The sequence below is a fragment of the Pseudacidovorax intermedius genome, assembly GCF_003350475.1.
GTDB lineage: Bacteria > Pseudomonadota > Gammaproteobacteria > Burkholderiales > Burkholderiaceae_C > Xenophilus > Xenophilus intermedius.
On record NZ_QQAV01000007.1, the window covers coordinates 177,141 to 199,544 of the forward strand.

Annotated in this window: 19 protein-coding genes; 7 read left to right on the top strand and 12 right to left on the bottom strand. The window is 72.3% G+C overall.

What is annotated here, in order from left to right; translation table 11 throughout:
• Positions 1-7 precede the first annotated feature (7 nt).
• The 4 genes from DFR41_RS17865 to DFR41_RS17880 are packed head-to-tail and all read right to left on the bottom strand — an operon-like array spanning position 8 to position 5,022.
• A complete protein-coding gene (locus DFR41_RS17865; RefSeq protein WP_114803720.1) occupies positions 8-1,078 on the bottom strand; it encodes an HlyD family secretion protein in 1,071 nt (356 codons plus the stop codon).
• The gene (locus DFR41_RS17870) at positions 1,075-2,529 is read right to left on the bottom strand and encodes an efflux transporter outer membrane subunit (RefSeq protein ID WP_211322620.1); all 1,455 of its coding nucleotides are present in this window, start codon (positions 2,527-2,529) and stop codon (positions 1,075-1,077) included. The genes DFR41_RS17865 and DFR41_RS17870 overlap by 4 nt, the downstream gene beginning before the upstream one ends.
• Entirely contained in the window at positions 2,526-3,302 is a 777-nt protein-coding gene (gene fabI, locus DFR41_RS17875) for an enoyl-ACP reductase FabI (protein ID WP_114803721.1), read from the bottom strand. Before fabI ends, DFR41_RS17870 begins: the two co-directional genes overlap by 4 nt.
• Position 3,303: 1 nt before the next feature.
• Complete coding sequence (locus DFR41_RS17880) at positions 3,304-5,022, bottom strand: PHA/PHB synthase family protein (RefSeq protein ID WP_114803722.1); 1,719 nt, start codon at positions 5,020-5,022, stop codon at positions 3,304-3,306.
• 212 nt (positions 5,023-5,234) lie between these two features.
• On the opposite strand from DFR41_RS17880, the gene DFR41_RS17885 reads away from it, so the two are divergent.
• The 4 genes from DFR41_RS17885 to DFR41_RS17900 all read left to right on the top strand — a co-directional run bounded on the left by DFR41_RS17885 (position 5,235) and on the right by DFR41_RS17900 (position 9,956).
• Positions 5,235-5,912, top strand: a complete 678-nt coding sequence (locus tag DFR41_RS17885; protein WP_114803723.1) for a TetR/AcrR family transcriptional regulator — start codon at positions 5,235-5,237, stop codon at positions 5,910-5,912.
• Positions 5,909-6,931 carry an Lnb N-terminal periplasmic domain-containing protein gene (locus DFR41_RS17890; protein ID WP_114803724.1) on the top strand — a complete coding sequence of 341 codons (1,023 nt, stop codon included), beginning with the start codon at positions 5,909-5,911 and terminating at the stop codon, positions 6,929-6,931. The genes DFR41_RS17885 and DFR41_RS17890 overlap by 4 nt, the downstream gene beginning before the upstream one ends.
• Positions 6,928-8,895 (top strand): esterase/lipase family protein, encoded by a 1,968-nt coding sequence (locus DFR41_RS17895; RefSeq protein WP_114803725.1) that lies wholly within the window; start codon positions 6,928-6,930, stop codon positions 8,893-8,895. The genes DFR41_RS17890 and DFR41_RS17895 overlap by 4 nt, the downstream gene beginning before the upstream one ends.
• Before the next feature lie 86 nt (positions 8,896-8,981).
• Positions 8,982-9,956 (top strand): GGDEF domain-containing protein, encoded by a 975-nt coding sequence (locus DFR41_RS17900; protein ID WP_017761668.1) that lies wholly within the window; start codon positions 8,982-8,984, stop codon positions 9,954-9,956.
• Between the two features lie 5 nt (positions 9,957-9,961).
• Here the strand turns inward: DFR41_RS17900 and DFR41_RS17905 are convergent, their stop codons facing one another.
• The 8 genes from DFR41_RS17905 to DFR41_RS17940 form a co-directional block, all read right to left on the bottom strand.
• Entirely contained in the window at positions 9,962-10,936 is a 975-nt protein-coding gene (locus DFR41_RS17905; protein ID WP_114803726.1) for an ABC transporter substrate-binding protein, read from the bottom strand.
• Between the two features lie 92 nt (positions 10,937-11,028).
• Positions 11,029-12,237 (bottom strand): c-type cytochrome, encoded by a 1,209-nt coding sequence (locus DFR41_RS17910; RefSeq protein ID WP_114803727.1) that lies wholly within the window; start codon positions 12,235-12,237, stop codon positions 11,029-11,031.
• Positions 12,238-12,309: 72 nt separating this feature from the next.
• Positions 12,310-13,146 carry an ABC transporter ATP-binding protein gene (locus DFR41_RS17915; protein ID WP_017760519.1) on the bottom strand — a complete coding sequence of 279 codons (837 nt, stop codon included), beginning with the start codon at positions 13,144-13,146 and terminating at the stop codon, positions 12,310-12,312.
• Complete coding sequence (locus DFR41_RS17920; RefSeq protein ID WP_425326708.1) at positions 13,140-14,237, bottom strand: ABC transporter permease; 1,098 nt, start codon at positions 14,235-14,237, stop codon at positions 13,140-13,142. Before DFR41_RS17920 ends, DFR41_RS17915 begins: the two co-directional genes overlap by 7 nt.
• Before the next feature lie 268 nt (positions 14,238-14,505).
• A complete protein-coding gene (locus tag DFR41_RS17925) occupies positions 14,506-15,519 on the bottom strand; it encodes an ABC transporter substrate-binding protein (RefSeq protein ID WP_114803729.1) in 1,014 nt (337 codons plus the stop codon).
• Between the two features lie 35 nt (positions 15,520-15,554).
• Entirely contained in the window at positions 15,555-16,406 is an 852-nt protein-coding gene (locus DFR41_RS17930; RefSeq protein ID WP_114803730.1) for a class II aldolase/adducin family protein, read from the bottom strand.
• 4 nt (positions 16,407-16,410) lie between these two features.
• Complete coding sequence (locus DFR41_RS17935; protein WP_114803731.1) at positions 16,411-17,547, bottom strand: LLM class flavin-dependent oxidoreductase; 1,137 nt, start codon at positions 17,545-17,547, stop codon at positions 16,411-16,413.
• A 39-nt stretch (positions 17,548-17,586) separates the two neighbouring features.
• On the bottom strand, positions 17,587-18,591 hold the full coding sequence (locus DFR41_RS17940) for an ABC transporter substrate-binding protein (RefSeq protein ID WP_114803732.1): 1,005 nt from the start codon (positions 18,589-18,591) through the stop codon (positions 17,587-17,589).
• 109 nt (positions 18,592-18,700) lie between these two features.
• On the opposite strand from DFR41_RS17940, the gene DFR41_RS17945 reads away from it, so the two are divergent.
• From DFR41_RS17945 to DFR41_RS17955, 3 genes are read left to right on the top strand one after another with little or no spacing between them, the layout of a single operon-like run.
• On the top strand, positions 18,701-19,999 hold the full coding sequence (locus tag DFR41_RS17945) for an acyl-CoA dehydrogenase family protein (RefSeq protein ID WP_114803733.1): 1,299 nt from the start codon (positions 18,701-18,703) through the stop codon (positions 19,997-19,999).
• Positions 19,996-20,601, top strand: coding sequence for a cysteine dioxygenase family protein (locus tag DFR41_RS17950; RefSeq protein WP_114803734.1), 606 nt, complete (start codon positions 19,996-19,998; stop codon positions 20,599-20,601). Before DFR41_RS17945 ends, DFR41_RS17950 begins: the two co-directional genes overlap by 4 nt.
• A gap of 36 nt (positions 20,602-20,637) precedes the next feature.
• Complete coding sequence (locus tag DFR41_RS17955; RefSeq protein ID WP_114803735.1) at positions 20,638-22,272, top strand: rhodanese-like domain-containing protein; 1,635 nt, start codon at positions 20,638-20,640, stop codon at positions 22,270-22,272.
• Positions 22,273-22,404: the final 132 nt, after the last annotated feature.

Sequence of the window (22,404 nt, forward strand, 5' to 3'; positions counted from 1 at the left end):
GGGCGGCTCAGCGCGAGGTCTTCACGGCCAACTGGGCGGGCCATTCGGCCTGCGGATCCAGCCGCACCCAGGCCACGCCGGGCAGGCCGGTCTTGACCTGCTCCATGTGCTGCAGCAGCAGCGCCTTGTCGATGCTGGCCTTGACGCGGAACATGAGCTTCTGCCGCTCGCTCGCCGTCTCCACCGTCTTGGGCGTGAACTGGGCCGTGGCGTCGACGAAGCGGATGCGCGCCGGGATCACGAAGCCCGGTGCGGCGTCGAGCAGGATGCGCGCCTCGCTGCCCAGGGCCACGCGGCCGGCGGCGGTCTCGGGCAGGAAGAAGGTCATGTAGACGTCCGACAGGTCCACCAGGTTGAGCACCTTGCCGCCCGCGCCCAGCACCTCGCCCGGCTGCGCCACGCGGAACTGCACGCGGCCGTCGCGCGGCGCGGTGAGCTGGCTGTCGGCGATGTCGGCCTCGATGCGCGCCAGCGTGGCACGCGCGGCGCCCACGGCCGCGCGGGCGCCGGTGACCTGCGCGGCGGCAGCCTGCACCGCGGCCTGGCTGGCCTGGGCCTGCGCGCGCGCGGCGCCGAGGGCGGCCTGGGCGTTGCGGGTGCGGGCGCGGTCGTCGTCGGTCTCCTGCATCGAGGCGGCACCCTCGGCGGACAGCACCTCGGAGCGGCGGGCACGGCGCTGGGCGGCGTCCAGTTCGCTCTCGCGCTGGACCACCAGCGCCAGCGCGGACTGCCGGTCGCTCTCGCGCATGGCCACCTGCGATTCGGCGGCCGCCACGCCCGTCTCGGCCTGCTGCAGCCGGGCCTGGGCCTCGGCGCGCTGGGCGTCGAGCGATTCGACGTCCATGGTGGCCAGCGGCTGACCGGCCTTCACGAAGGCGCCTTCGTCGACCAGGATGTCGCGCACCCGGCCGGCCTGCTTGGTGGCCACGTCCACGTCGGTGGCCTCGATGCGGCCGTTGCCACTGGCGAAGCCCGGCCCGAAGCCCTTGTCGCGGCCGGCCTGCCAGTACCAGGCGCCGCCTGCGGCCAGCGCCACGGCCAGGACGATGAGAAGGCGCTTTGTGCTCGTGGGCTTCATGGCTGGGAAGAGGAGGGGGAGGAAGAGGTCGCGATGGGCGTGGCGGCCACGGTGCGGGCGCCGCCGCCCAGGGCGGCATAGAGCGAGACGCGGGCGGCGAGCAGCGCACGCTGTGTCTGCACCCGCTGCTGCTGGGCCGAGAGCAGGTCGCGCTGCGCGTCCAGCACTTCGAGGAAGGCGGCCGAGCCGGCGTCGTAGCGCAGCCGGGCCAGGCGGGCACGTTCGGCCTGCGCGGCCAGCGCCTCCTTCTGGATGCCCAGCTGGTCGGCCAGCCACTGGCGGGCGGCCAGCGCATCGGCCACCTCGCGGAAGGCGCCCTGGATGGTCTTCTCGTAGTCGGCCACGGCGATGTCGCGCCGCACCTCGGACAACTGCAGGTTGGCGCGCAGCCGGCCGGCGGTGAACAGCGGCAGCGACAGGCTGGGCGCGAAGGTCCAGGCGCGGCTGCCGGGCTCGAACAGCCCGTCGAGCGCGGCGCTGGCGGTGCCCAGGCTGGTGGTCAGCGTCAACTGCGGAAAGAAGGCGGCCCGGGCCGCGCCGATGTTGGCGTTGGCCTGGCGCAGGCGGTGTTCGGCGGCGGCGATGTCGGGCCGCGCGGCCAGCATGCCCGAGGGCAGGCCCGGGGCCACGTCGGCCACCATGGCATCGGCCAGCGGCTGGTTGCGCGGCGGCAGGTCCACGGGCACACCGGTCAGCAGGGCGAGGGCATTGACCTGCTGCGCGCGCTGCTGTTCGAGCTGCGCGCCCAGCGCCCGTGCCTGGGTGGCGAGGACGCGCACCTGCTCCAGCTCCAGCCGCGAGGAGGCGCCGACGTCGAAGCGGCGGCTGAAGATGCGCAGCGATTCGTTGCGGCTGGCGATGGCCTCGCGGGCCAGCGCCAGGCGCTCGTCGGTCTCGCGCAGGGCCAGCCAGCCCTGGGCGACCTGCGTCACCAGCGACAGCGTCAGGCCGCGGCGCGCCTCGTCGCTGGCCAGCCAGGCCTGCAGCGCGGCCTCGTCCAGGCTGCGCAGGCGGCCCCACAGGTCCAGCTCCCAGGCCGAGAGGCCGAGGCCCACCTGGTACTGGCTGGAGATGATGGACCTGCCGGTGACGTTGAGGTCGGCCGGCACGCGGCTGCGGCTGGCGTCGGAGGCCAGTCCCACGCTGGGCAGCAGCGCGGCCTGCTGGATGCCCCAGGCCGCGCGGGCCTCCTGCACGCGCAGGGCGGCGGTGCGCAGATCGCGGTTGTGCGCGAGGGCTTGGGCGGTCAGCGTCTGCAGTTCGGCATCGGGAAAGGCCTGCGACCAGTCCAGGTCCGCCGCGGCCGCGGGCACGGCCGCCACGGGCGCGGCGTCCTGGAATCGGGCAGGCACCGGCGACGCTGGCAGGGCCAGGGGCGGGATCATGGGCGCGCAGCCGGCCGCAATGAGCGCGACGAGCAGCAGCGGGGCGATTGGGCGGGGCATGGTCATCCGAGCACGTGGTAGCCGCCATCCACGTACAGCGTGCTGCCGGTGATGGCGCGTGCCGCATCGCTGACCAGGAAGGCGGCGGTGGCGCCGACCTCGGCGATGTCCACCAGCCGGCGCAGCGGGGCGCGCCGGCGGGCGTCGTCGAGCAGGGCCTCGAAGTTGGGAATGCCCGACGCCGCCCGCGTGGCCAGCGGCCCCGGCGAGATGGCGTTGACGCGGATGCCCTTGGGCCCGAGCTCGGTGGCCAGGTAGCGGGTGCTGCTCTCCAGCGCGGCCTTGACCGGGCCCATCACGCCGTAGTCGGGAATCACCTCCTCGGCGCCCACATAGCTCATCGTCAGCAGGCTGCCGCCGCGGTGCATCAGCGGCTCGGCCAGGCGCGCCATGCGCACGAAGGAATGGCAGGAGATGTCCATGGCCCGCGCGAAGCCCTCGCGCGAGCAGTCGGCCATGCGGCCGTGCAGGTCGCTCTTGGGCGCGAAGGCGATGGAGTGCAGCACGAAGTCCAGCCGTCCCCACTGGCGGCCGATGGCGGCGAACACGGCTTCGAGCTGGCCGGGCTGCTCCACATCCAGCGGCAGCCCGATGGAGGCATGCACCTGCTGCGCGAGCGGCTCGACGAAGGGCTGGGCCTTGTCGTTGAACCAGGTCACGGCCAGTTCGGCGCCGGCGTCATGGAAGGCCTGCGCACATCCCCAGGCGATGCTGTGCGCGTTGGCAATGCCCACCACCAGGCCCTTGCGGCCGTGAAGGGAGAAGAGATCGGCGTTCATGTCATCGCTCCAGGACGTAGGTGCCGGGCGCATCGGCCAGGGCTGTCCCCATGCGCGGCGGCTTGATGGGTGCGCCAGAGTGGGCGGCCAGCCATTGCTGCCAAGCCGGCCACCACGAGCCCGCATGCGTCGGCGCCGCGGCCAGCCAGTCGTCGGGCGCCAGGTAGGGGCCATCGGCCGGCCGGGTGAGCAACCGGTGGCTGCGCCGGCTGTCGGGCGCGGGCGGGTTCACGATGCCGGCGTTGTGACCGCCGGTGGTGAGGGCGAAGGTGATCTCCGCCGGGCAGAGGAAGTGCAGCTTGTGCACCGAGCGCCAGGGCGCCACATGGTCGGTGACGGTGCCCACCATGAAGGTGGGCAGGCGCAGGCTGCCCAGGCTGACCGGCCGGCCGTCGACCGGAAAGCGGCCTTCGCTCAGGTCGTCGTCCAGGAAGAGCCGGCGCAGGTACTCGGAATGCATGCGTGCGGGCATGCGGGTGGCGTCGGCATTCCAGGCCATCAGCGCATTCATCGGCGCGCGGTGGCCCAGCAGGTAGTCGCCCACCATGCGCGACCACAGCAGGTCGTAGCTGCGCAGCATGCTGAAGGCGCCGGCCATCTGCTGGGCGGTGAGGTAGCCCTTCTGCTGCATCTGCGCTTCGAGCAGGCTGAGCTGGCTCTCGTCGATGAACAGGCCCAGCTCGCCCGGCTCGGAGAAGTCGGTCTGCGCGGCGAAGTAGGTGGTGCTGGCCAGCCGGTCGTCGCCGTCGCGGGCCATGGCCGCGGCGCCGATGGCCAGCAGCGTGCCGCCCAGGCAGTAGCCGGCGGCATGCACCTTGCGGCGCGGGCACAGGGCCTGCACGGCGTCGAGCGCGGCATGCAGGCCGAGCTGCAGGTAGTCGTCCATGCCCCGGTCGCGCTCGGCCTCGCCGGGGTTCTTCCAGGAGATGCAGAACACCGTGTGGCCCTGCGCCACCAGGTAGCGCACCAGCGATTCCTCGGGCGTGAGGTCGAGGATGTAGTACTTCATGATCCACGCCGGCACCAGCAGCACCGGCTCCGGGTGCACGGTGGGCGTGGCGGGTGCGTACTGGATCAGCTCGATCAGCCCATTGCGCAGCACCACCTTGCCGGGGGTGATCGCCACTTCGTGGCCGACGCGGAACTGGTCGGTTCCGGCAGGCGGTGCGCCGGTGGCCTGGCGGCCGGCGTCCTCCATCCAGTTGTGCAGCCCGCGCATCAGGTTGGCGCCGCCTTCGCGCAGCGTGGCCTCGATCACCTCGGGATTGGTCCACGGAATGTTGCCGGGCGAGAGCAGGTCCAGCCACTGGCGGGCGCTGAAGGCGACCAGGTCCTCGTGGTGCCGCTCCACGCCGAGCACGCCGTGCGTGGCCGCGTCCCACCACTGCTGGCCGGCCAGGAAGGCCTGCTGCCAGGCCTTGAAGGGCGCGTGCTGCCAGGCCGGCGCGCGAAAGCGCCGGTCGGGCGCGGCGAAGGCGTCGGGGGTGGCGGGCGCCCATTCCCGGGTCAGGGCCTGGGCCTGCCGCACCGCCAACTGGCCCAGCGCCAGCTGCTTGCCCGGCGAGGCCGCCAGGTGCGCGGCCCAGTCGAAGGCGGCCAGCAGCCCGGCCATGGGCGACAGCGCACCGGTCAGGCGGGCCACGGTGGCGCGCGCCTGCATGTCGAGGGCGGCGGCCTGGGCATCGGCGGCCGGCACGGGGATCGGAGAAGGGACGGGCATGGCGGCAGGGCGTGAAGGCACCCGACGGGACGGGCGGGAAGCGGTGCGGCGCCGGGGGGCGTCGCCTGGAAAAAACTGTAGGAGCCGGCCGGCCCGCGCCCATTGATCCATGTCAACGGACCGATGTCTAACGACTCATGGGTCGTTAGCGGCGCGAGCCATCCATAATCGCCGCCCGCGCTGCCGCCACGCCTCTGTCACTTGCCACACCCATGACCGCATCGACCGCCAACCTTCCGCCTCCGACCTTCGCCGAGGGCCTGCCCGGCGGCCGGCCTTCTCGCCAGCGCCTGTCGCCGCCGCTGCGCATGGCGCAGATCCTGGATGCGGCGCTGGCGGTGTTCCACGAGAAGGGCTTCGCGGCCTCGCGCATCGACGATATCGCGCTGCGGGCGGGCCTGTCCAAGGGCGGCGTCTACGCGCACTTCGACAGCAAGGAAGAGATCTTCGAAGCACTGATCGACCGCTCGCTCACCATGCCGGCCGGCCTGGACGAGGCGGCACTCGCGCCGGGGCAGATGGTCACCGTCGACCTGCTGGTGGAGCGCGTGATCGACCCGGTGTACCGCCTCTTGGCGCGGCCCGAGACGGCCATGACGCTGCGCCTGGTGGTGGCCGATGGCCGCCAGGTGCAGGCGCTGGTGGAGCGCTGGCAGCGCGCGGTGCTCGATCCCTTCGCGTCGGCCGTGGAGCGCCTGGTGCGCCGCGCGGTGCGTCAGGGCAGCCTGGGCAAGGGCGCGCTCACGGCCTCGCCCTGGTTGTTGATGGCGCCCATCGCCCAGGTCGTGCTGTGGCAGTTGATGCACGGCCAGGGCGAGGGTGCGCCGGTCACGCTGGAGCAGCAGCGGCGCAGCCACATCGCGCTGCTGCGCGAGGCACTGGCGCCATGAGGCGGCTGCTGGTCGGTACGGGCCGGGGCCTGCTCGTGCTGGTGCTGCTGTTGACGGGCCTGTGGTCGGCGCTGGCGCTGTACTACCGGCTGCCGCTGCCCGAGGGCGGGCGCATCGCTGCAGCGGTCGTCTGGGGTGCGGCCGTGCTCGCAGTCATCGGCCGCCCATGGCGGCCCTTCCACGGCCGTGCGCTGGCCGCCTACGTCCTCGCCTTCGCGCTGCTGCTGGTGTGGTGGGGCCGCATCGCACCTTCGGACACGCGCGACTGGGCCGACGATGTGGCCCGGCACATCGAGCCTTCGGTGGCCGGCTCCATCGTCACCTTGCGCAATGTGCGCAACTTCGACTGGCGCAGCGACGACGACTACACCGTGCGTTGGGAGACGCGCCAGTACGACCTCGACCGCCTGCGCAGCGTGGACATGGCCCTGTCGTACTGGATGGGCCCGGCCATCGCGCACACGCTGGTCTCCTTCGGCCTCGACGACGGACAGGGCGGCACGCGCTACCTTGTGTTCTCGGTCGAGATCCGCAAGGAGCGTGGCGAATCCTTCTCGGCCGTGGCCGGTTTCTTCAAGCAGTTCGAGCTGGCCCTGGTGGCCGCCGACGAGCGCGACGTGCTGCGCGTGCGCACCAATGTGCGTGGCGAGGACGTCTACCTCTACCGCGTCGCCATGCCGCCGGCGGCCATGCGTTCGCTCTTCCTGGCGTACCTGGACCAATCGACCACGCTGGCGGCGCACCCGCGCTTCTATTCCACGCTCACGGCCAACTGCACCACCATCGTGTTCGACATGGCGCGGCGCATCGTGGGCGGCCTGCCGCTGGACTGGCGGCTGCTGGCCTCGGGCTATCTGCCGGAGTACCTGAAGTCCATCGACGGCCTGGCGGCCAAGGCGGACCTGGAGACGCTGCGCGCCGCCGGCCGCATCACCGAGCGGGCGAAGGCGGCCGATGCCGACCCGCGGTTCTCGCAGGCCATCCGGCACGGCATCCCGGGCATGGAGGCTGCGCGATGAACGCGGCCGCGCCCTTGCGCCAGTCGGGCCGCAGCCCGTGGGCGGCGCTGCTCCTGCTCGCCGCGGCCCTGCTGATGTCCGGTTGCGCGGCGGTGTCGGTGTCGTCCGTCTCGCCGGCGCGCTACCTGGCGGAGCGGCGCGGCGACGTGCTGACCACCGGGCGCCTGAGCGGCGCCGCGCAGGAGGTCGCGCGCGTGGCCGGCATCGACGACTGCGGCGAGGCCCCCGACACCTGCCGGCAGGCGCTGTCGCAGGCCGAGGGCATCACCGACGAGCAGCGGCTGTCGGCGCTGGCCGAGCTGTGGCTGCAGGCCGCGCTGGCGTCCGACCGGCAACCGGCCATCGCGCCGGACGCACAGGCGGCCGGCCAGGGCGGCGACGCCGATGACACCGCGGTCGATGCCTGGCTGGAGACGGCACGCCACGCCTGGGCCTACCTCTTCCTCACGCGCCGCAGTCCGGGCGACCGCGCCTTCGAGGACCGGCAGACCCAGGTGCGCGACTACTACAACTTCGCGGTGCAGCGGACCGTGACGCGGCTGTTCCACCGCCATGCGCGCGACGCCCGCGCACCCGGTGCCGGTGCCACGACCGGCGAGGTGGCCGAACTCGCCGTGGGCCGCTGGCAGCTGTCGGCGCGGCTCGACAGTCCCGGCTTCGCCAGCGACATGCCACTGCCTCAGGAACTGCTGGCGGCCTCGTCGTTGCGCTTCACCGGCCTGCGCAACACCTACCGGCGCGATGGCTTCGGCGCCCCGCTGGTGGCCGTGCTGCCGCCGCCGGAAGGCGGCCCGGCCCACGCGCCCTTCGTCCCCATGCGCTACCCGGCCCTCACGGCCCTGCTGACCTTCGAGGGCCGCACGCCGGCCGAGGTGCTGCGTACGCACCGCGTGCAGGTGCGCCTGTACGACCCTTACCGCAGCGAGCGGGTCGACCTGGCGGGCGTGCCCGCGCCGCTGGCCGCCAACTTCACGGCCGGCTACGGGCTGTGGCTGGCCCGCTCGGGCTTCGCGACACAGGCGCTGCGCACGCTGCTGGGCCTGTCGGACGGCATCGTGCAGCCGCAGGTGCAGCTCATGCAGCCCTACGACCCCGAGCGCGGCATCGTCGTCATGCTGCATGGCCTGGCCAGCAGCCCGGAGGCCTGGGTCAACGTGGCCAACGAGGTGCTGGGCGACGAGACGCTGCGCCAGCACTACCAGATCTGGCAGGTGTACTACCCCACCAATGCGCCACTGGTGCTCAACCGCCGCAACATCGCACAGGCGCTGCAGCAGACGCTGGCGCACTTCGACCCGCAGGGCACGGCGCCGGCCTCGCGCCACATGGTGCTGGTGGGCCACAGCATGGGCGGCGTGCTGTCGCGGCTGCTGGTTTCGGACTCGGGCCGCGCCCTATGGTCGATGCTGCCCCAGGGACCGGCCATGGACGCCGCCCTGGTGGACGATCCGACGCTGCAGCGTGAACTGGCCGACTATCTCGACTTCCGGCCGTTGCCGCAGGTGGACCGGGCCATCTTCATCGCCGCGCCGCACCGCGGCACGCCCTTTGCCGAGACCGGCCTGGCCCGGCGCGTGGCCAACCTCGTCACCCTGCCGCTGGCCATGCTCGAACAGGTGAACGACCTGAGCCGGCGGCTGACGCGGCTGGCGCCGATGCAGGAAGGCGGCCTGCCGCCGCGCATCCCCAACAGCATCGACAACCTGAGTGACCGCGACCCCTTCGTGCGGGCCGTGGCCGATCTGCCGATCAGTGCCCAGGTGCGCTACCACTCCATCATCGGCCGCGAGGACCCGCGGCTGCCGCTGGCGCAGTCCAGCGACGGCGTGGTCCCCTATGCCAGCGCCCACCTGGCCGGCGCCGAGTCCGAGCGGGTCATCACCTCCTGGCACAGCGTGCAGGAGACGCCGCAGGCCATGCTGGAGGTCCGTCGCATCCTGCGCGAGCAGCTGCGTCAACAATAGGCACAGCGATGCATCGCGCGCCCGCGCGCGTGGCGGCATCGAGGCAGGGGAGCGGATGGTCGAGCCGACGAGGCGGGAGTCGCACCATGGCAGAGAACGACGAAGCGCGCGAGGCGTCCTACCGGGCCATGCTCACCCAGGTCACGGTGGACAAGCTGGCCGACATGATCATCTGGCTGGACGAGCACGGCCGCTACGTGTTCGTGAATCCGGCCACCACGCGCCTGCTGGGCTATTCCGCCGAAGAGCTGGAGGGCCTGCATGTCTGGGACATCGATCCCCACTTCGACGAGGCGCGGTGGCGCGAGCATTGGGCCGAGGTGGTGGCGCGCAAGAGCTTCCGGCTGGAGACCGTCAATCGGTCGCGGGACGGCGTGGACATCCCCATCGAGGTCACGGTCAACCTCGTCGAATACGGGGGCCAGCGCTTCAACTGCTCCATCGTGCGCGACATCACCGAGCGAAAGCGCTTCGAGGCCGAGCTGCGCGCGCTCAACGACCGCATCTATCGGCTGAGCGTGACCGACGCGCTCACCGGGCTGGCCAACCGGCGCCATTTCGACATCCAGCTGGACGCCGAAAGCCGCCGCCATCTGCAATGGGACCGACCGCTGTCGCTGGTCCTGGCCGATGTGGATGCCTTCAAGGCCTTCAACGATGCGCACGGCCACGTGGATGGCGATCGGGCGCTGCAGCGTGTGGCCGCGGCCCTCCAGGACGCGGTCGCGGTGCCGGGCGCGACGGTCGCCCGTTATGGCGGCGAGGAGTTCGCCTGCATCCTGCCCGGCACGTCGCACACGCAGGCCCTGGCCGTGGCGGAGCAGGCGCGCCTGGCCGTCGCGGCGCTGGACATCGCCCATGCGCACTCCGACGTCGCGCCCCATGTCACGGCCAGCCTCGGCGTGCTCACCGTGGAGGGCACGCAGCCTCACACGCCGGATGCGCTGCTGCGCCTGGCCGACGGTGCGCTGTACCGCGCCAAGCGCGAGGGCCGCGATCGCGTGGTGGGCGTGAGTGTCAGCAGCCCCACATCGGGTGTACCGGCCGCGGGGGCCGGGTAGCCGCCTCACCCTGCCAGCGCGAACCCCCGGTCGAAGGTGCCCGCCACCTGCAGCGGCGCCTTGATCAGGCCCACCTTGGCATAGAAGTCGGCCGTGGCCTGCTGGTCGGCGATGACGCGTTCGTCGATGGGCACCCAGGCCTGTTGGCGGCGCTCGAACTGCAGGCGCGCGGCCTCGGGCGAGATGCCGATGATGCGCGCCAGTGTGGCCGAGTAGCCGGCCACGTTGCGGTTGGCCCATTGCTGCGCGCGTGACACGCGCTGCAGGAAGTCCTGCAGCACCGGCCGCTTGGCGGCGATGGCCGCATCGGTGGCGGCCAGGTAGCTCAGGCCCGGCAGCAGGCCGCGGCCGCTGACCAGCACGCGGGCGTGGCCGGCCGTCTCGGCCATGGCGGTGTAGGGCTCCCAGGTGGCCCAGGCATCGACCGAGCCCTGCGTCAGGGCCAGCTTGGCATCGGCAGGCGGCAGGAAGCGCAGGTTCACGTCGCCCGGCTGCAGGCCCGCGGCGGTGATGGCCTTGAGGGTGACGAAATGGCCGATGGAGCCGCGGTTGGTGGCCACGCTGCGACCCTTGAGATCGGCCGCGCTGCGCAGCGGCGAATCGGGCCGCACCAGCACCGCCGTGCCGTAGGCATCGCTGCGGTTGGCGCCGATGGCCTTGACGCGCGTGCCGGCGGCCAGGGCGAAGATCAGCGGCGCATCGCCGATGGGGCCGGAATCGACCGCACCGGCATTGAGCGCCTCGGCCAGCGGCGCGGCGGCCGGGAACTCGGACCACTGGATGTCGTAGCCCAGGCCGTCGAGCGCGCCGGCCGCTTCGAGCAGGGCGCGCAGGCCGCCCTTCTGGTCACCGGCCTTGAGCACGGGGCGGGACGACTGGGCATGGGCGCCCAGGGCGGGCAGCGCCAGGCCCGCCGCGAGGACGGAGCCGCCGGCCAGGAAGCGGCGGCGGCTGGGGGTGGGGCGAAGGGCATGGGACATGGATGGATCTCCTGGATGGATGAAGGAAGGGGCGCGGAGGGCGGCCCGTCGCGGTGGGCCGTCCCTCGCGGTGGGCCGCGGCGGCTCAGTGTTCAGTGCACAAGGCCACCCTTGACGTAGCGCACGGGCTCTGCGTCCATGCGCGCGATGAGGCTGCCCAGCCCGTCCAGCGCGGTCAGGCGCGTCGCGGATGCGGGTGCAGATGGGGATGGGGAAGCGTCCGATGGCGCACGGCACACCAGGTCGTCTTCCTGCCAATCGGCGGCGTCGGGCGCCGCCCGGGCGCGTAGCCAGCCTTCGCGGTCCACGATGAACTGCGTGCCGGCGAGTGCCCCGGGGTCGTCTGCATTGCCAGCGACGAGGGCCAGGGCGCGCCAGGCGTCGGCTTGGGGCGCCTCGCAATCCGCGGCATCCACGTGCGGCAAGTCCGTGTTGCCGGATGCCGGGGCGAGCGCCACGGTGACCACGCGCGGGTCGGGTGTCGGGACTTGGCCGGCGCCCGGTGCGATCACCCGCAGACGTTGGCCTAGCAGTGCGGCGCCAGACTGGCGCCCCGGCGCGCCCGCGCATCGGACGGCAAAGGCCGGCAGCCGCACCGGCTGCAGCCATTGTCCGGTCTGCCGCAGCATCTGGCCGGCGGCCAGCGCCTTCATGGCGTCGATCAGGGCCCAGGCGTCGTCCGCCGAAAGCCTGTCTGCGAAGCCCGGCATCGAAGGCTGGCCGCTGCGCGCATCCCGCATGCCGTGCAGCACGTGCCAGAACAGGTCGCCATCGGCCCGCCGCCACAGCAGCGGGCCGGCCAGGTTGGGCGGCCACACCGCCTGCTGCGCTGCCAGCGGCCCGTGCCCGCGACCGTCGGCGCCGTGGCAGTCCACGCACAGCTGGCGGTAGAGCTGATGGCCGCGCACGATGGCGCCGGCCTCGAAGCCGGTGGGCGAGACGTGGAAGCTGGCGGGCGTGGCGGCCACGCGTATGGCCTCCCACTGCGGCCAGGGCGCCAGCAAAGGCAGCAAGCCGGCCACCACCACCAGCCACACGCGCCGCCGGCGCCACAGCAGGCCCAGTGCGGCAACGACCAGGGCCAGCACCAGCAGACCCAGGGTGAGCGCCAGCCGGCGCGCTTGGCCCAGGTCGAAGAGCAGGGTGTCGCCCGCCAGCCGCGAGGCCCAGGGCCATGCGGGCTGGCCGTACAGCGCGGGCACCAGGCCCACGGCGTGCAGCGCCTGCAGCAGCGCCGCCTGGCCGGACTGCAGGACGCCCAGCAGCCACTGCAGCCAGAGGGCGTCGGGCGGCGTGGTCATCGCAACGATCCCCTTCCAGGACGCAGACACGGACGCGGGCGGTCCGCGCTCACATCACCTGGACGGCGGGGACTACCAGCTCGCATCCAGGCCCAGGTGGCGCAGGGCCTCGTGCCGCAGCTCGGCCAGCCGCGGATGGCCACGGTGACGCGGATAGGGCAGGTCGACCTGCAATTGCGCCACGATGCGCGCCGGCCGGTCGCTCAGCACCACGACGCGCTGGGCGAGGAAGAGCGCCTCTTCCACGTCGTGCGTGACCAGCAGGGCCGAGAAGCCGCTGCGCTGCCACAGCTGCAGCAGCTCGCCCTGCATCTGCAGGCGCGTGAGCGAGTCGAGCTTGCCCAGCGGCTCGTCCAGGATCAGCAGGCGCGGATCGTTGACCAGCGCGCGGGCCAGTGCCACGCGCTGGGCCATGCCGCCCGACAGCTGGTGCGGGAAGGCATCGGCGAACTCGGCCAGGCCCACGCGGGCCAGCGCGTCGTCCACGCGGTGGGCCTGCTGGCGCAGCACGCCGCGCGCCTGCGGGCCCAGCGCCACGTTGGCGCGCACGCGCCGCCAGGGATAGAGCGTGGGGTCCTGGAAGACGACGATCCGCGACGGATCGGGCCGGGTGATGGCCGCACCGTCCTGCGCCAGCCGGCCCGTGGTGGCGGGCTCCAGGCCGGCGACCAGGCGCAGCAGTGTGGACTTGCCGCAGCCGCTGGGCCCGAGCAGGGCCACGAATTCGCCGGGCGCCACATGCAGGTCGATGCCGTCCAGCGCCTGCAGCTTGTTGCCGCCGGGCACGTCGAACCAGTGGCTGACGTTCTCGATGTCGATGCGCGCGCCGCCCGGGGCCGTGGCCGCGGTGGCCGGCGGCGATGCCTCTTCGGTGGCGTCGTCGTATTCGCGCAGCAGCGGGATCACCATTTGACGGTCCCTTTCTGCCACGACAGCACGCGGTCGCGCACCGTGAACAGCAGCGTGATCAGGCCCGAGCAGAGCACGGCCATCACGATCAGCGCGGCATACATGTTGGCGTAGGCGGCCCAGCCCTGGGCCCACTGCAGGTACCAGCCCAGGCCGGCCTTCACGCCCATCATCTCGGCCGTGACCAGCACCGAGAACGAGGCGCCCAGGCCCATGAACAGCCCGACGAAGACCTGCGGCAGCGCGGCCGGCACGGCCACGCGCAGCACCAGGAACCATTCCCCTGCGCCCAGCGTGCGCGCCACGTCGTAGTACTGGCGGTTGACCGCCGCCACGCCCGACCACGACAGCACCGCCACCGGGAAGAAGGTGGCCAGCCCGATCAGGAACACCGCGGCGGCATAGCTCGACGGCGCGAAGAAGAAGGCCAGCGGCAGCAGCGCCGAAGCCGGCACCGGCCCCAGGAAGCGCAGCACCGGGTGCACCCAGTAGCCGGCCACGCGCGACCAGCCGATCCATACGCCGGTGATGAAGCCCACCAGCGCACCCAGCACGAAGCCGTGCGCCAGCAGACGCACCGAATGCGCGGTGGACAGGCCCAGGCGCGGCCAGTCCTCCACCGCCACGTCGATCAGGCTCTGCGGCGGTGCGAAGAAGGGCGGCGGCAGCAGGCCCAGCTTGGCCGTGAAGACTTCCCACAGCGCCAGCAGCCCCGGCAGCGCCACGAGCCAGGCGCCCGCGTGCACCAGCCGTGCGCCAGCGCGACCGCCACGGGCGCGGCGCACCAGCGCGGGCACCAGCAGCAACGCACCGACCACCAGGGCCGCCAGGCCGAATTCGGTGGTGAAGGTCCAGTCGCTGAATCCGGCCGGCTTGTCGGGCCAGGCCAGTGTCAGCACGCCCAGGCCGAGCCAAGCCAGGGCGGCCAGCAGGCCGCGTGGCCAGAGTCTCGCGGCGCGTGCGATTGGGATCGCGCTCGGCGGCATCGCGATGGCCGCTGCAGGGGGCGGGGGCGCCGCTGCCGGCGGTGCGTCGAGCGCGGGCCCGTCGGCGGGCGTCCAGCGCGAAAGTGCGGAATCAAAAGTCGTCATTTCAGTGTTCCATGGCGCCGCGCGCCACCCATATGGCACGAGGCCGGCACCCCGACAAGGATCAAGTGCCGCGGAGCAGGCCATGCCAGGGCACCCGAGGAACTGGCTTCGCCAGGCCTCGGGGTGCGCCCCCCTCCAAGCCGAAGGCGAACGAGAGGGGCTGAGGGCCGAGGCTCCAAGCCTGCCTGCGCAGGCTTGGACGTGCCCGAAGAGCAGCTGCCTCTGGCGGCCGCCCGGAGCCGCGAAGCGGCATGGGGGGTGTTTTCTATTACGCCAGCACGTCGTAGGACACGTGGTCCGCCAGCCGCTTCGGATCGGTGCTGCTCTTGAGCACGCCCACCGAGCGGAAGTCGCGCGCATAGAACTCCACCTCGTCGCGCAGGCTGCGGCCGGTGGGATGGTGGCGGTGCGTCAGCGTGCCGAGCAGGGCCTGCAGGTCCTCCACCGGCACCTTGGGCGAGTACTTGGCAAAGAGCTTCGCCGACTCGTTGGGGTTGTCGGCCACGTAGTCGGAGGCCTGCACGATGGAGCGCACCAGCGCCGCCGCGGTCGGCTTGTCATTGCGCACCAGCTCGCCGCGCGCGCCGACGATGCAGCAGACCTTGTCCTTGTATTCGCCCGACAGGTTGGTGGCCAGCTCGGTGTACTTGCCGGCGTTGCGCTTCTCGATCAGGTAGAGCGTCGGATCGCCGTCGGCGATGGCCTGGATCTCGCCCTTGTTGACGGCCACGTCCAGCAGGTCGGCCGGGTACTGGCGCCACTGCACGTCGCGGTCGGCGTCGATGCCGTTCTTTTTGAGCAGGATGGAGAAGAAGTTCTTGCCCGGACTGGCGATGTCCGACACACCGATGGTCTTGCCCTTGAGGCTGGAGAGCTGCGTGACGCCCGCCTCCTTGCTGCCCAGCAGCCGCACGCAGCCGCCGTGCGAGCTGCCGACGATCTTGACGTCGAAGCCCGACTCCAGCGGCTTGAGCCAGCGGTGGATCATGCCCACAGCAGCATCGGCCTTGGCCGTGGCCAGCGATTCGAGCAGCTGGTCGGTGGAGCCGGTGTAGTTGATGAGATCGACCTGCAGGCCGTTCTTCTCGAAGATGCCGCGTTCCTGGGCCACAACGACAGGCGATAAGCAGAAGGCACTGGCATTCCAGGCAAAGGTGAGCTTGCGCGGTTGCGACCAGGCGCGGGAGGCCAGCAGACCGCCCGCAGCGACGATGGCGGCGGCACCGCCTGCGCGCAGCAGCTGGCGGCGCGAGGCGGCAAGGGGCAGGGATGTCGAGGTCATGGCGTGGAGAAGGGTGAAGAGGAGGAAAGGGACCTTCAGTCCAGCAGGTCGGGCTCGGCGGCCACCAGCGGCTGGTACAGGCTCTCGAAGGCATGGATGCCGCCTTCGGGCCCGCCGATCTGCGCGTGCGTGTGGCGGGCCGTGGCCTCGTCGATGGGGCGCGGCGTGCCCGCGGCCTCGGCCAGCAGTTGCGTGTGGCAGGCGTTATCCAGCGCGATGTACCACCAGGCGGCCGCCTCGACCGACCGGCCGGCCGTGAGGATGCCGTGGTTGCGCAGGATGGCGCCCTTACCGAAGCCGCCGTCTGGCTTGGCCAGCGCCTCGGCGATGCGGGCGCCTTCCGACAGGTCGACCACCATGCCGGTGAAGTCGTCGAACAGCGCCACGTCGCCGTGGAACACGCAGGCGTCCTGCGTGAGCGGCAGCAGCGGCCGACCCAGGGTGGAGAAGGCCTTGCCGTAGGTCGAATGGGTGTGGGCGGCGGCCACCAGGTCAGGATGCCGCTCGTGGATGGCGGCATGGATGGCGAAGGCCGCCTTGTTGAGCGGCCGGTCGCCGATCACCGTCTCGCCCCGGCTGTTGACCAGCAGCAGGTCCGACACGCGGATGCGCGAGAAGTGCACGCCCAGCGGGTTGACCCAGAAGTGGTCCGGCAGCTCCGGGTCGCGCGCCGTGATGTGGCCGGCCAGGCCCAGGTCGAAGCCATGCTTCGCGAAGAGGCGGAAGGCGCCGGCCAGCCGCTCCTGCCGATGGCGGCGCTCGGCCTCCACCGTGGTGCGCGGCGGCGCCGGGTCGAACCAGTAGCGCGCCTGCGGCTGCGCATGGAAGCGGGCCCGCAGCGCGCTGGCGGCGGGTTGCAGATGGGCGGCGTGGACGGGGGCGTTCATGGCTTCAGGCCACCCGGCGTTGGGCTTCGGTGCGGCGGGCCGCGGCACGCTCGGCGACGAGGGCGCGCGTGCGCGGGATCAGCTCACGGCCGTAATCCAGCGCATCTTCGAGCGGATCGAAGCCGCGGATCAGGAAAGTGGTCACGCCCAGTTCCCAGTAGTCGAGCAGCGCTTCGGCCACCTGCTCGGGCGTGCCGACCAGGCCGGTGCTGTTGGAGCGGCCACCTGTCTCCTGCGCGATGGCTGTCCACAGGCGCTTGTCCACGCGCGGCCCCTGGTCGGCCGCGGCCAGCAGGCGGCGCGCGCCTTCGCTCTGCTGCGGGCCGCCGCGCGAATAGCCGGCCACCACGCGCAGGCGGCGCGTCTCTTCGAGGATGCGGTCGGCGCGGGCCCAGGCCGCGGCTTCGGTCTCGGCGAGCACGGGCCGGAAGGAGACCGAGAAGTTGACCTGCCGGCCATGGCGTGCAGCCTCGGCGCGCACGCGCGTGGTCAGGTCGCGCGCCTGGTCCAGCGTCTCGCCCCACAGCGCGTACACGTCGGCATGCTTGCCGGCGACCTTGAGCGCAGCCTCGGACGCGCCGCCGAAGTACACCGGCACGTGCGGCAGGCCGTCCTGCGTCTGCACCGGCTTGACCTCGGAGAAGGCGTTCTCGGCCTGGTAGTGGTCGCCGTGGTGGTGGAAGGGGCGCTCGCTGGTCCACACCTTGCGCAGCACCTCCAGGTACTCGTCGGTGCGGGCATAGCGCTGGTCGTGGTTGAGCCAGTCGCCGTCGCGGCGCTGCTCTTCGTCGGAGCCACCGGAGATGTAGTGCACCGCGAGGCGCCCGCCCGTGTACTGGTCCAGCGTCGCGAACTGCCGGGCCGCCAGCGTGGGCGCGACGAAACCGGGTCGGTGCGCCAGCATGAAGTGGATGCGCTCGGTCACGGTGGCCGCATAGGCCACGGTGAGCGTGGCATCGGGGCTGGTGGAATGGTGCGGCACCAGGATGCGGTCGAAGCCGGCCTGCTCGTGCGCCTGGGCGAAGGCCCGCACGTAATCGCGGTCGATGGCGGGACCGCGCGGCGCATGCGTCTCCGAGACCTTCTGGGTCTGGATCATGCCGATGAACTGGACCTGGTCGTCGGTGGGGGTGTGGCTCATGGATGGCTTTCTGGACGAGGGAAGAGAGGGGATGCGGCCTCAGGCCGCGGAAGGCGCGCCGGCACGCAGCGCGGCGTCGAAGCGCCGGTCCCACAGCGGACGGACGTCGGCCGGGCCGTCCAGCACGCCCAGGCGCAGGAAGGTGTCCGCCACGTCCTGGTGGCTGCGCACGGCGGCATCGCTCACGCCCACCAGGGCGTAGTCGTCGCTGCGGCGGTTGAAGAGCTCCACGATGTCGCCGACGGGGATGCGGGTCTCGGCCGACTGCGTGCGCGCATAGGCCAGGAAGTTGCCGTTGACCCAGGCATAGGCCCGCTGCAGCCGCTGCAGGAAGTCGCCGATGGCGGCGCGGCGGCGCGCGTCCTCCAGCGAGCGCGGATTGGCATAGACGGGAAAGTTGCCCGACAGGTAGCCGACGCCCGTCTTGAGCACCCGCGCGCCATGCTGCAGCCGGGCGATCTGGCCGTTGTAGCCATAGATGGCCCAGGCATCGAGATCGCCCCGCGCGAAGGCCGAGAGGCCATCGGCCGGGCTCAGGTTGACGGCCTGGATGTCGTTGAAGGACAGGCCGGCCTCGGCCAGCTGCTTGGCCAGGAAGTAGTGCGCCGTGGTGGCGCGCACATAGCCCACGCGTTTTCCCTTGAGCTCCGCGATGGACTGGATGGGTGCGTCCTTGCGGGCGACGGTGACCTGGTTGTTCAGGTCTTCATGGATGGCGGCCACCAGCTTGAGATTGGCCTTCTGCCGCGCCGCGAACACGGGCGGGATTTCGCTTCCGGAGCCCAGGTCCAGCGCATCGCCGTTGATGGCCTCGATGTGCAGCACGCCGTTGTTGAGCTCGCGCCAGTCGATGCGGTAGGGCGCCTGCTGCAGGCCTGCGGCATCGAGCAGCGCGCGCCAGTTGCCCTTGTAGGTGCCGACGCGCAGCGTGACGCCGGCGAGGTCGTCGTGGGGGGCGGCCAGTGCGGCCATGGGAGCCAGGGCCGCGGCCTGCAGCAGGCGGCGGCGTGTGGCACGGAAATTGGAAGGCGAAGAGCGCGGCATGGGGCGAACCGTATCGGCCCATGGCCTTCGCGTGAACGTCGGATTCCGAGTTTGGATATGCGCAAACGATGGTTCCCGCGCGCGCGGATGGGCTCCACAGTGCGCTCTCATGAGTGCACTGCCCCAGACCCTGTTCGCACCGGCCCTCGACGGCGTCGGTGATTCCCCTGCGCCGCTGCGGACCGCGCCGCGTGTCAACGACGCCACGCTGGCGGCCTTGACCCGCCGCTTCGCCGCCACCGCCTCCGACCATGACCAGGCCGGCCGCTTTCCGCACGACAACTTCGACGAGCTGCAGCGGCTGGGCCTGATCGGCCTGGTCGCGCCCGAAGCCTGGGGCGGTGGCGGCGCCACGCTGGCCGAGGCGCGCCGCGTGATCGCGGCCGTGGCGGCGGGCGAGCCGGCCACGGCGCTGGTCCTGACCATGACCTACCTGCAGCACCAGGCGCTGCGCCATCCGGCCAACCGCTGGCCGGCGCACCTGCGCGAGGCCGTGGCCCGCAGCGGCGTGCGCGAAGGGGCGCTGGCCAACGCGCTGCGCGTCGAGCCGGCGCTGGGCTCGCCGGCCCGGGGAGGCTTGCCCGGCACGGTGGCGCGGCGCGAAGGCAAGGAGTGGGTGATCGATGGCCACAAGCTCTACACCACCGGCATCGAGCGGCTGTCCTGGCTGCTGGTGTGGGGCCGCACCGACGAGCCACAGCCGCGCACGGGCTTTTTCCTGGTGCCGGGCAAGGCGCCGGGCATCCGCACCATCGCCAGCTGGGACCACCTGGGCCTGCGCGCCTCGGGCAGCCACGAGGCGGTGCTGGAGGGCGTGCGCATTCCGCTGGACCATGCGGTGGACATCCGCCCTGCAGCGCAATGGGCGCCCTCGGCGGCGACGGCGGCCGATGCCGACGCCTACGCCAGGCAGCAGGCCTGGATGGTGACGTTGCTGGGCAGCCTGTACGACGCCGTGGCGGGCGCCGGGCGCGACTGGCTGCTGGGCTTCCTGCAGTCGCGGGCGCCGGGCAGCCTGGGCGCGCCGCTGTCGACCCTGCCGCGCGTGCAGGAGAAGGTGGGCGAGATCCAGGCCCTGCTGCGCACCAACCGCGTGCTGCTGGACGACCTGGCTGCATGTACCGATGCCGGCCAGGTGCCGACGCCGGCCGAGAGCGGCCTGGTCAAGCACACCGTGGGCACGCAGGCCATCGCCGCGGTGGAACTGGCCTTGCAGCTCAGCGGCAACCATGGCCTGGCGCGCCAGAACCCATTGGAGCGCCATCATCGCGACGTGCTGTGCGCGCGCATTCACACGCCCCAGAGCGATGCCGCGCTGGTGGCGGCCGGCCAGCAGGCGCTGACCGCGGCAGGCCGGACGGCGCCCAATCGACCCACTGCCGGCCAAGCAGCCACAATCGCCGCATGACCGGCATCACCCGCCTGCGCGACTTCGTGGTCGGCTTCCACCGCCTGCTCGATGACCGCCCCGACGAGCCCCGCATCCTGCGCGAGGGTGGGGCGCTGCTGGCCCAACTGGTCGCGCAGGACGACTGGCTGCCCGAGCCCTTCGCCCGCCCCGACCCCACCTACTACCAGCAGCACCTGCTGTATGCCGACGCGAGCGAGCGCTTCTCGGTCGTGAGCTTCGTCTGGGGCCCGGGCCAGGCCACGCCGGTGCACGACCACACCGTATGGGGCCTGATCGGCATGCTGCGCGGCGCGGAGATCAGCCAGGGCTACGGCCCCGATGCCGACGGGTGCTGGCAGCCGCAGGGCGCGCCCGTGCACCTGCGGCCGGGCCAGGTCGAGGCGGTGTCGCCGCGTGTCGGCGACGTGCACCGGGTGCGCAATGCGCTGGCCGACCAGGTCTCCATCAGCATCCATGTCTACGGCGCCAACATCGGTGCGGTGGCACGCCACACCTACCCGGCCGAAGGCGGGCGCAAGCGCTTCGTCTCCGGCTATTCCAACGCCGTCCTGCCCAACCTGTGGGACCGCAGCGCCGAGGTGCGGGCGGCGACGTCCTGAGCTTGCCGCGCGCCGCATGGCTTCTTTCCGTTCTTCATGACCCAGACTGCTTCTCTGTCCCCCTTGCCCGCGCTGAGCGTTGCCCAGGTGCGCCAGCACCTGCTGGACCGCCGCGAGATCGCCCTGCTCGACCTGCGCGAGGAAGACCCCTATGCCCAGGCCCATCCGCTGTGGGCCGCCAACCTGCCGCTGTCGCGCGTCGAGCTGGAGGCCTGGCGCCGCATCCCGCGGCGCGACACGCTCATCGTGCTCTACGGCGAGCATGAAGGCGAGGACCTGGTGCCGCGCGGCGCCGCTGTGCTTGCCCGGCTCGGCTACACGAACCTGCATGCACTCGAAGGCGGGCTGGAAGGCTGGCGGCGCGCCGGTGGCGAGCTGTTCCGCGACGTCAACGTCCCCAGCAAGTCCTTCGGAGAGCTGGTGGAGCATGAGCGGCACACGCCCTCGCTCGCGGCCGAGGAGGTCAAGGCCCTGCTCGACGCCCAGGCCGACGTGGTCGTGCTCGACGCGCGCCGCTTCGACGAGTACCAGACCATGAGCATCCCCGGCGCCACCAGCGTGCCCGGCGCCGAACTGGTGCTGCGCGCACGGGCGCTGGCGCCCGATGCGGCCACGCGGGTCATCGTCAACTGCGCCGGGCGCACGCGCAGCATCATCGGCACGCAGTCGCTGGTGAATGCCGGCCTGCCCAACCCGGTGGCGGCCCTGCGCAACGGCACCATCGGCTGGCTGCTGGCCGGCCAGCAACTGGAACATGGCGCGCAGCGACGTGCGCCGCCGGACGTGGATCCGGCCGTCCGCGAACAGGCCCGTGCCGACGCCCAGGCCGTGGCGGCCCGCGCGGGCGTGCGGACGCTGGCATTGGCCGACCTGCCCGCGTTGCTGGGCGAAGCCGGCCGCACCACCTACCGGCTCGACGTGCGCACACCCGAGGAATACGAGGCCGGCCACCTGCCCGGCTTTGCCAGCGCTCCCGGCGGCCAGTTGGTGCAGGAGACCGACCACCACGCCCCCGTGCGTGGCGCCCGCTTCGTGCTGGCCGACGACGACGGCGTGCGCGCCGCCATGACCGGCTCCTGGCTGGCGCAGATGGGCTGGGAGGTGTGGCGCATCGAAGGCGCCGCCCCCACCGACTTCAGCGAGACGGGCACGCCCGCGCCAGAGCGGCCCGCGCCGCACCGCGACGTCGAGCCCATTGCGCCCGCGGCCCTGGCGGCGCTGCTCGAGGCGGGCGATGCCGTGCTCATCGACGTCGGTGCCAGCGCCAACTATGTCAGGCGCCACATCCCCGGTGCCTGGTTCGCCGTCCGCGCCCAATTGGCGACGGCCCTGGCGCGGTCACTGCCCGCCGCCAGCCAGTATGTGCTGACCTGCGGCACCAGCCTGCTGGCGGCCCATGCCGCGGCCGACCTGCGCGCCCTGCTCGACGCGCAGGGGCGCACCGACCTGCCGGTCCGCCTGCTGACCGGCGGCAATGCCGCCTGGTTCGCCGCCGGTCTGCCCGAAGAAGCCGGCGAGGCCCGTCTGGCCACGCCGCGCACCGACCGCTACCGCCGTCCCTACGAGGGCACGGACGCTCCGCGCGAAGCGATGCAGGGCTACCTGGACTGGGAGTTCGGCCTCGTCGCCCAGCTCAGCCGCGACGGCACACACCATTTCCGCGTGATCTGATCCCGCAGCAGCAGCCACCGTAGCCGCAGCCGCAGCCGCAGCCGCGCTGACGCTGGCGTTGGAGGGTGGTGAGTCATCGCTCCCGGGGTGTCGGCTGCGTCGCGTTCCTACGCCTGATATATCCGGAATCTG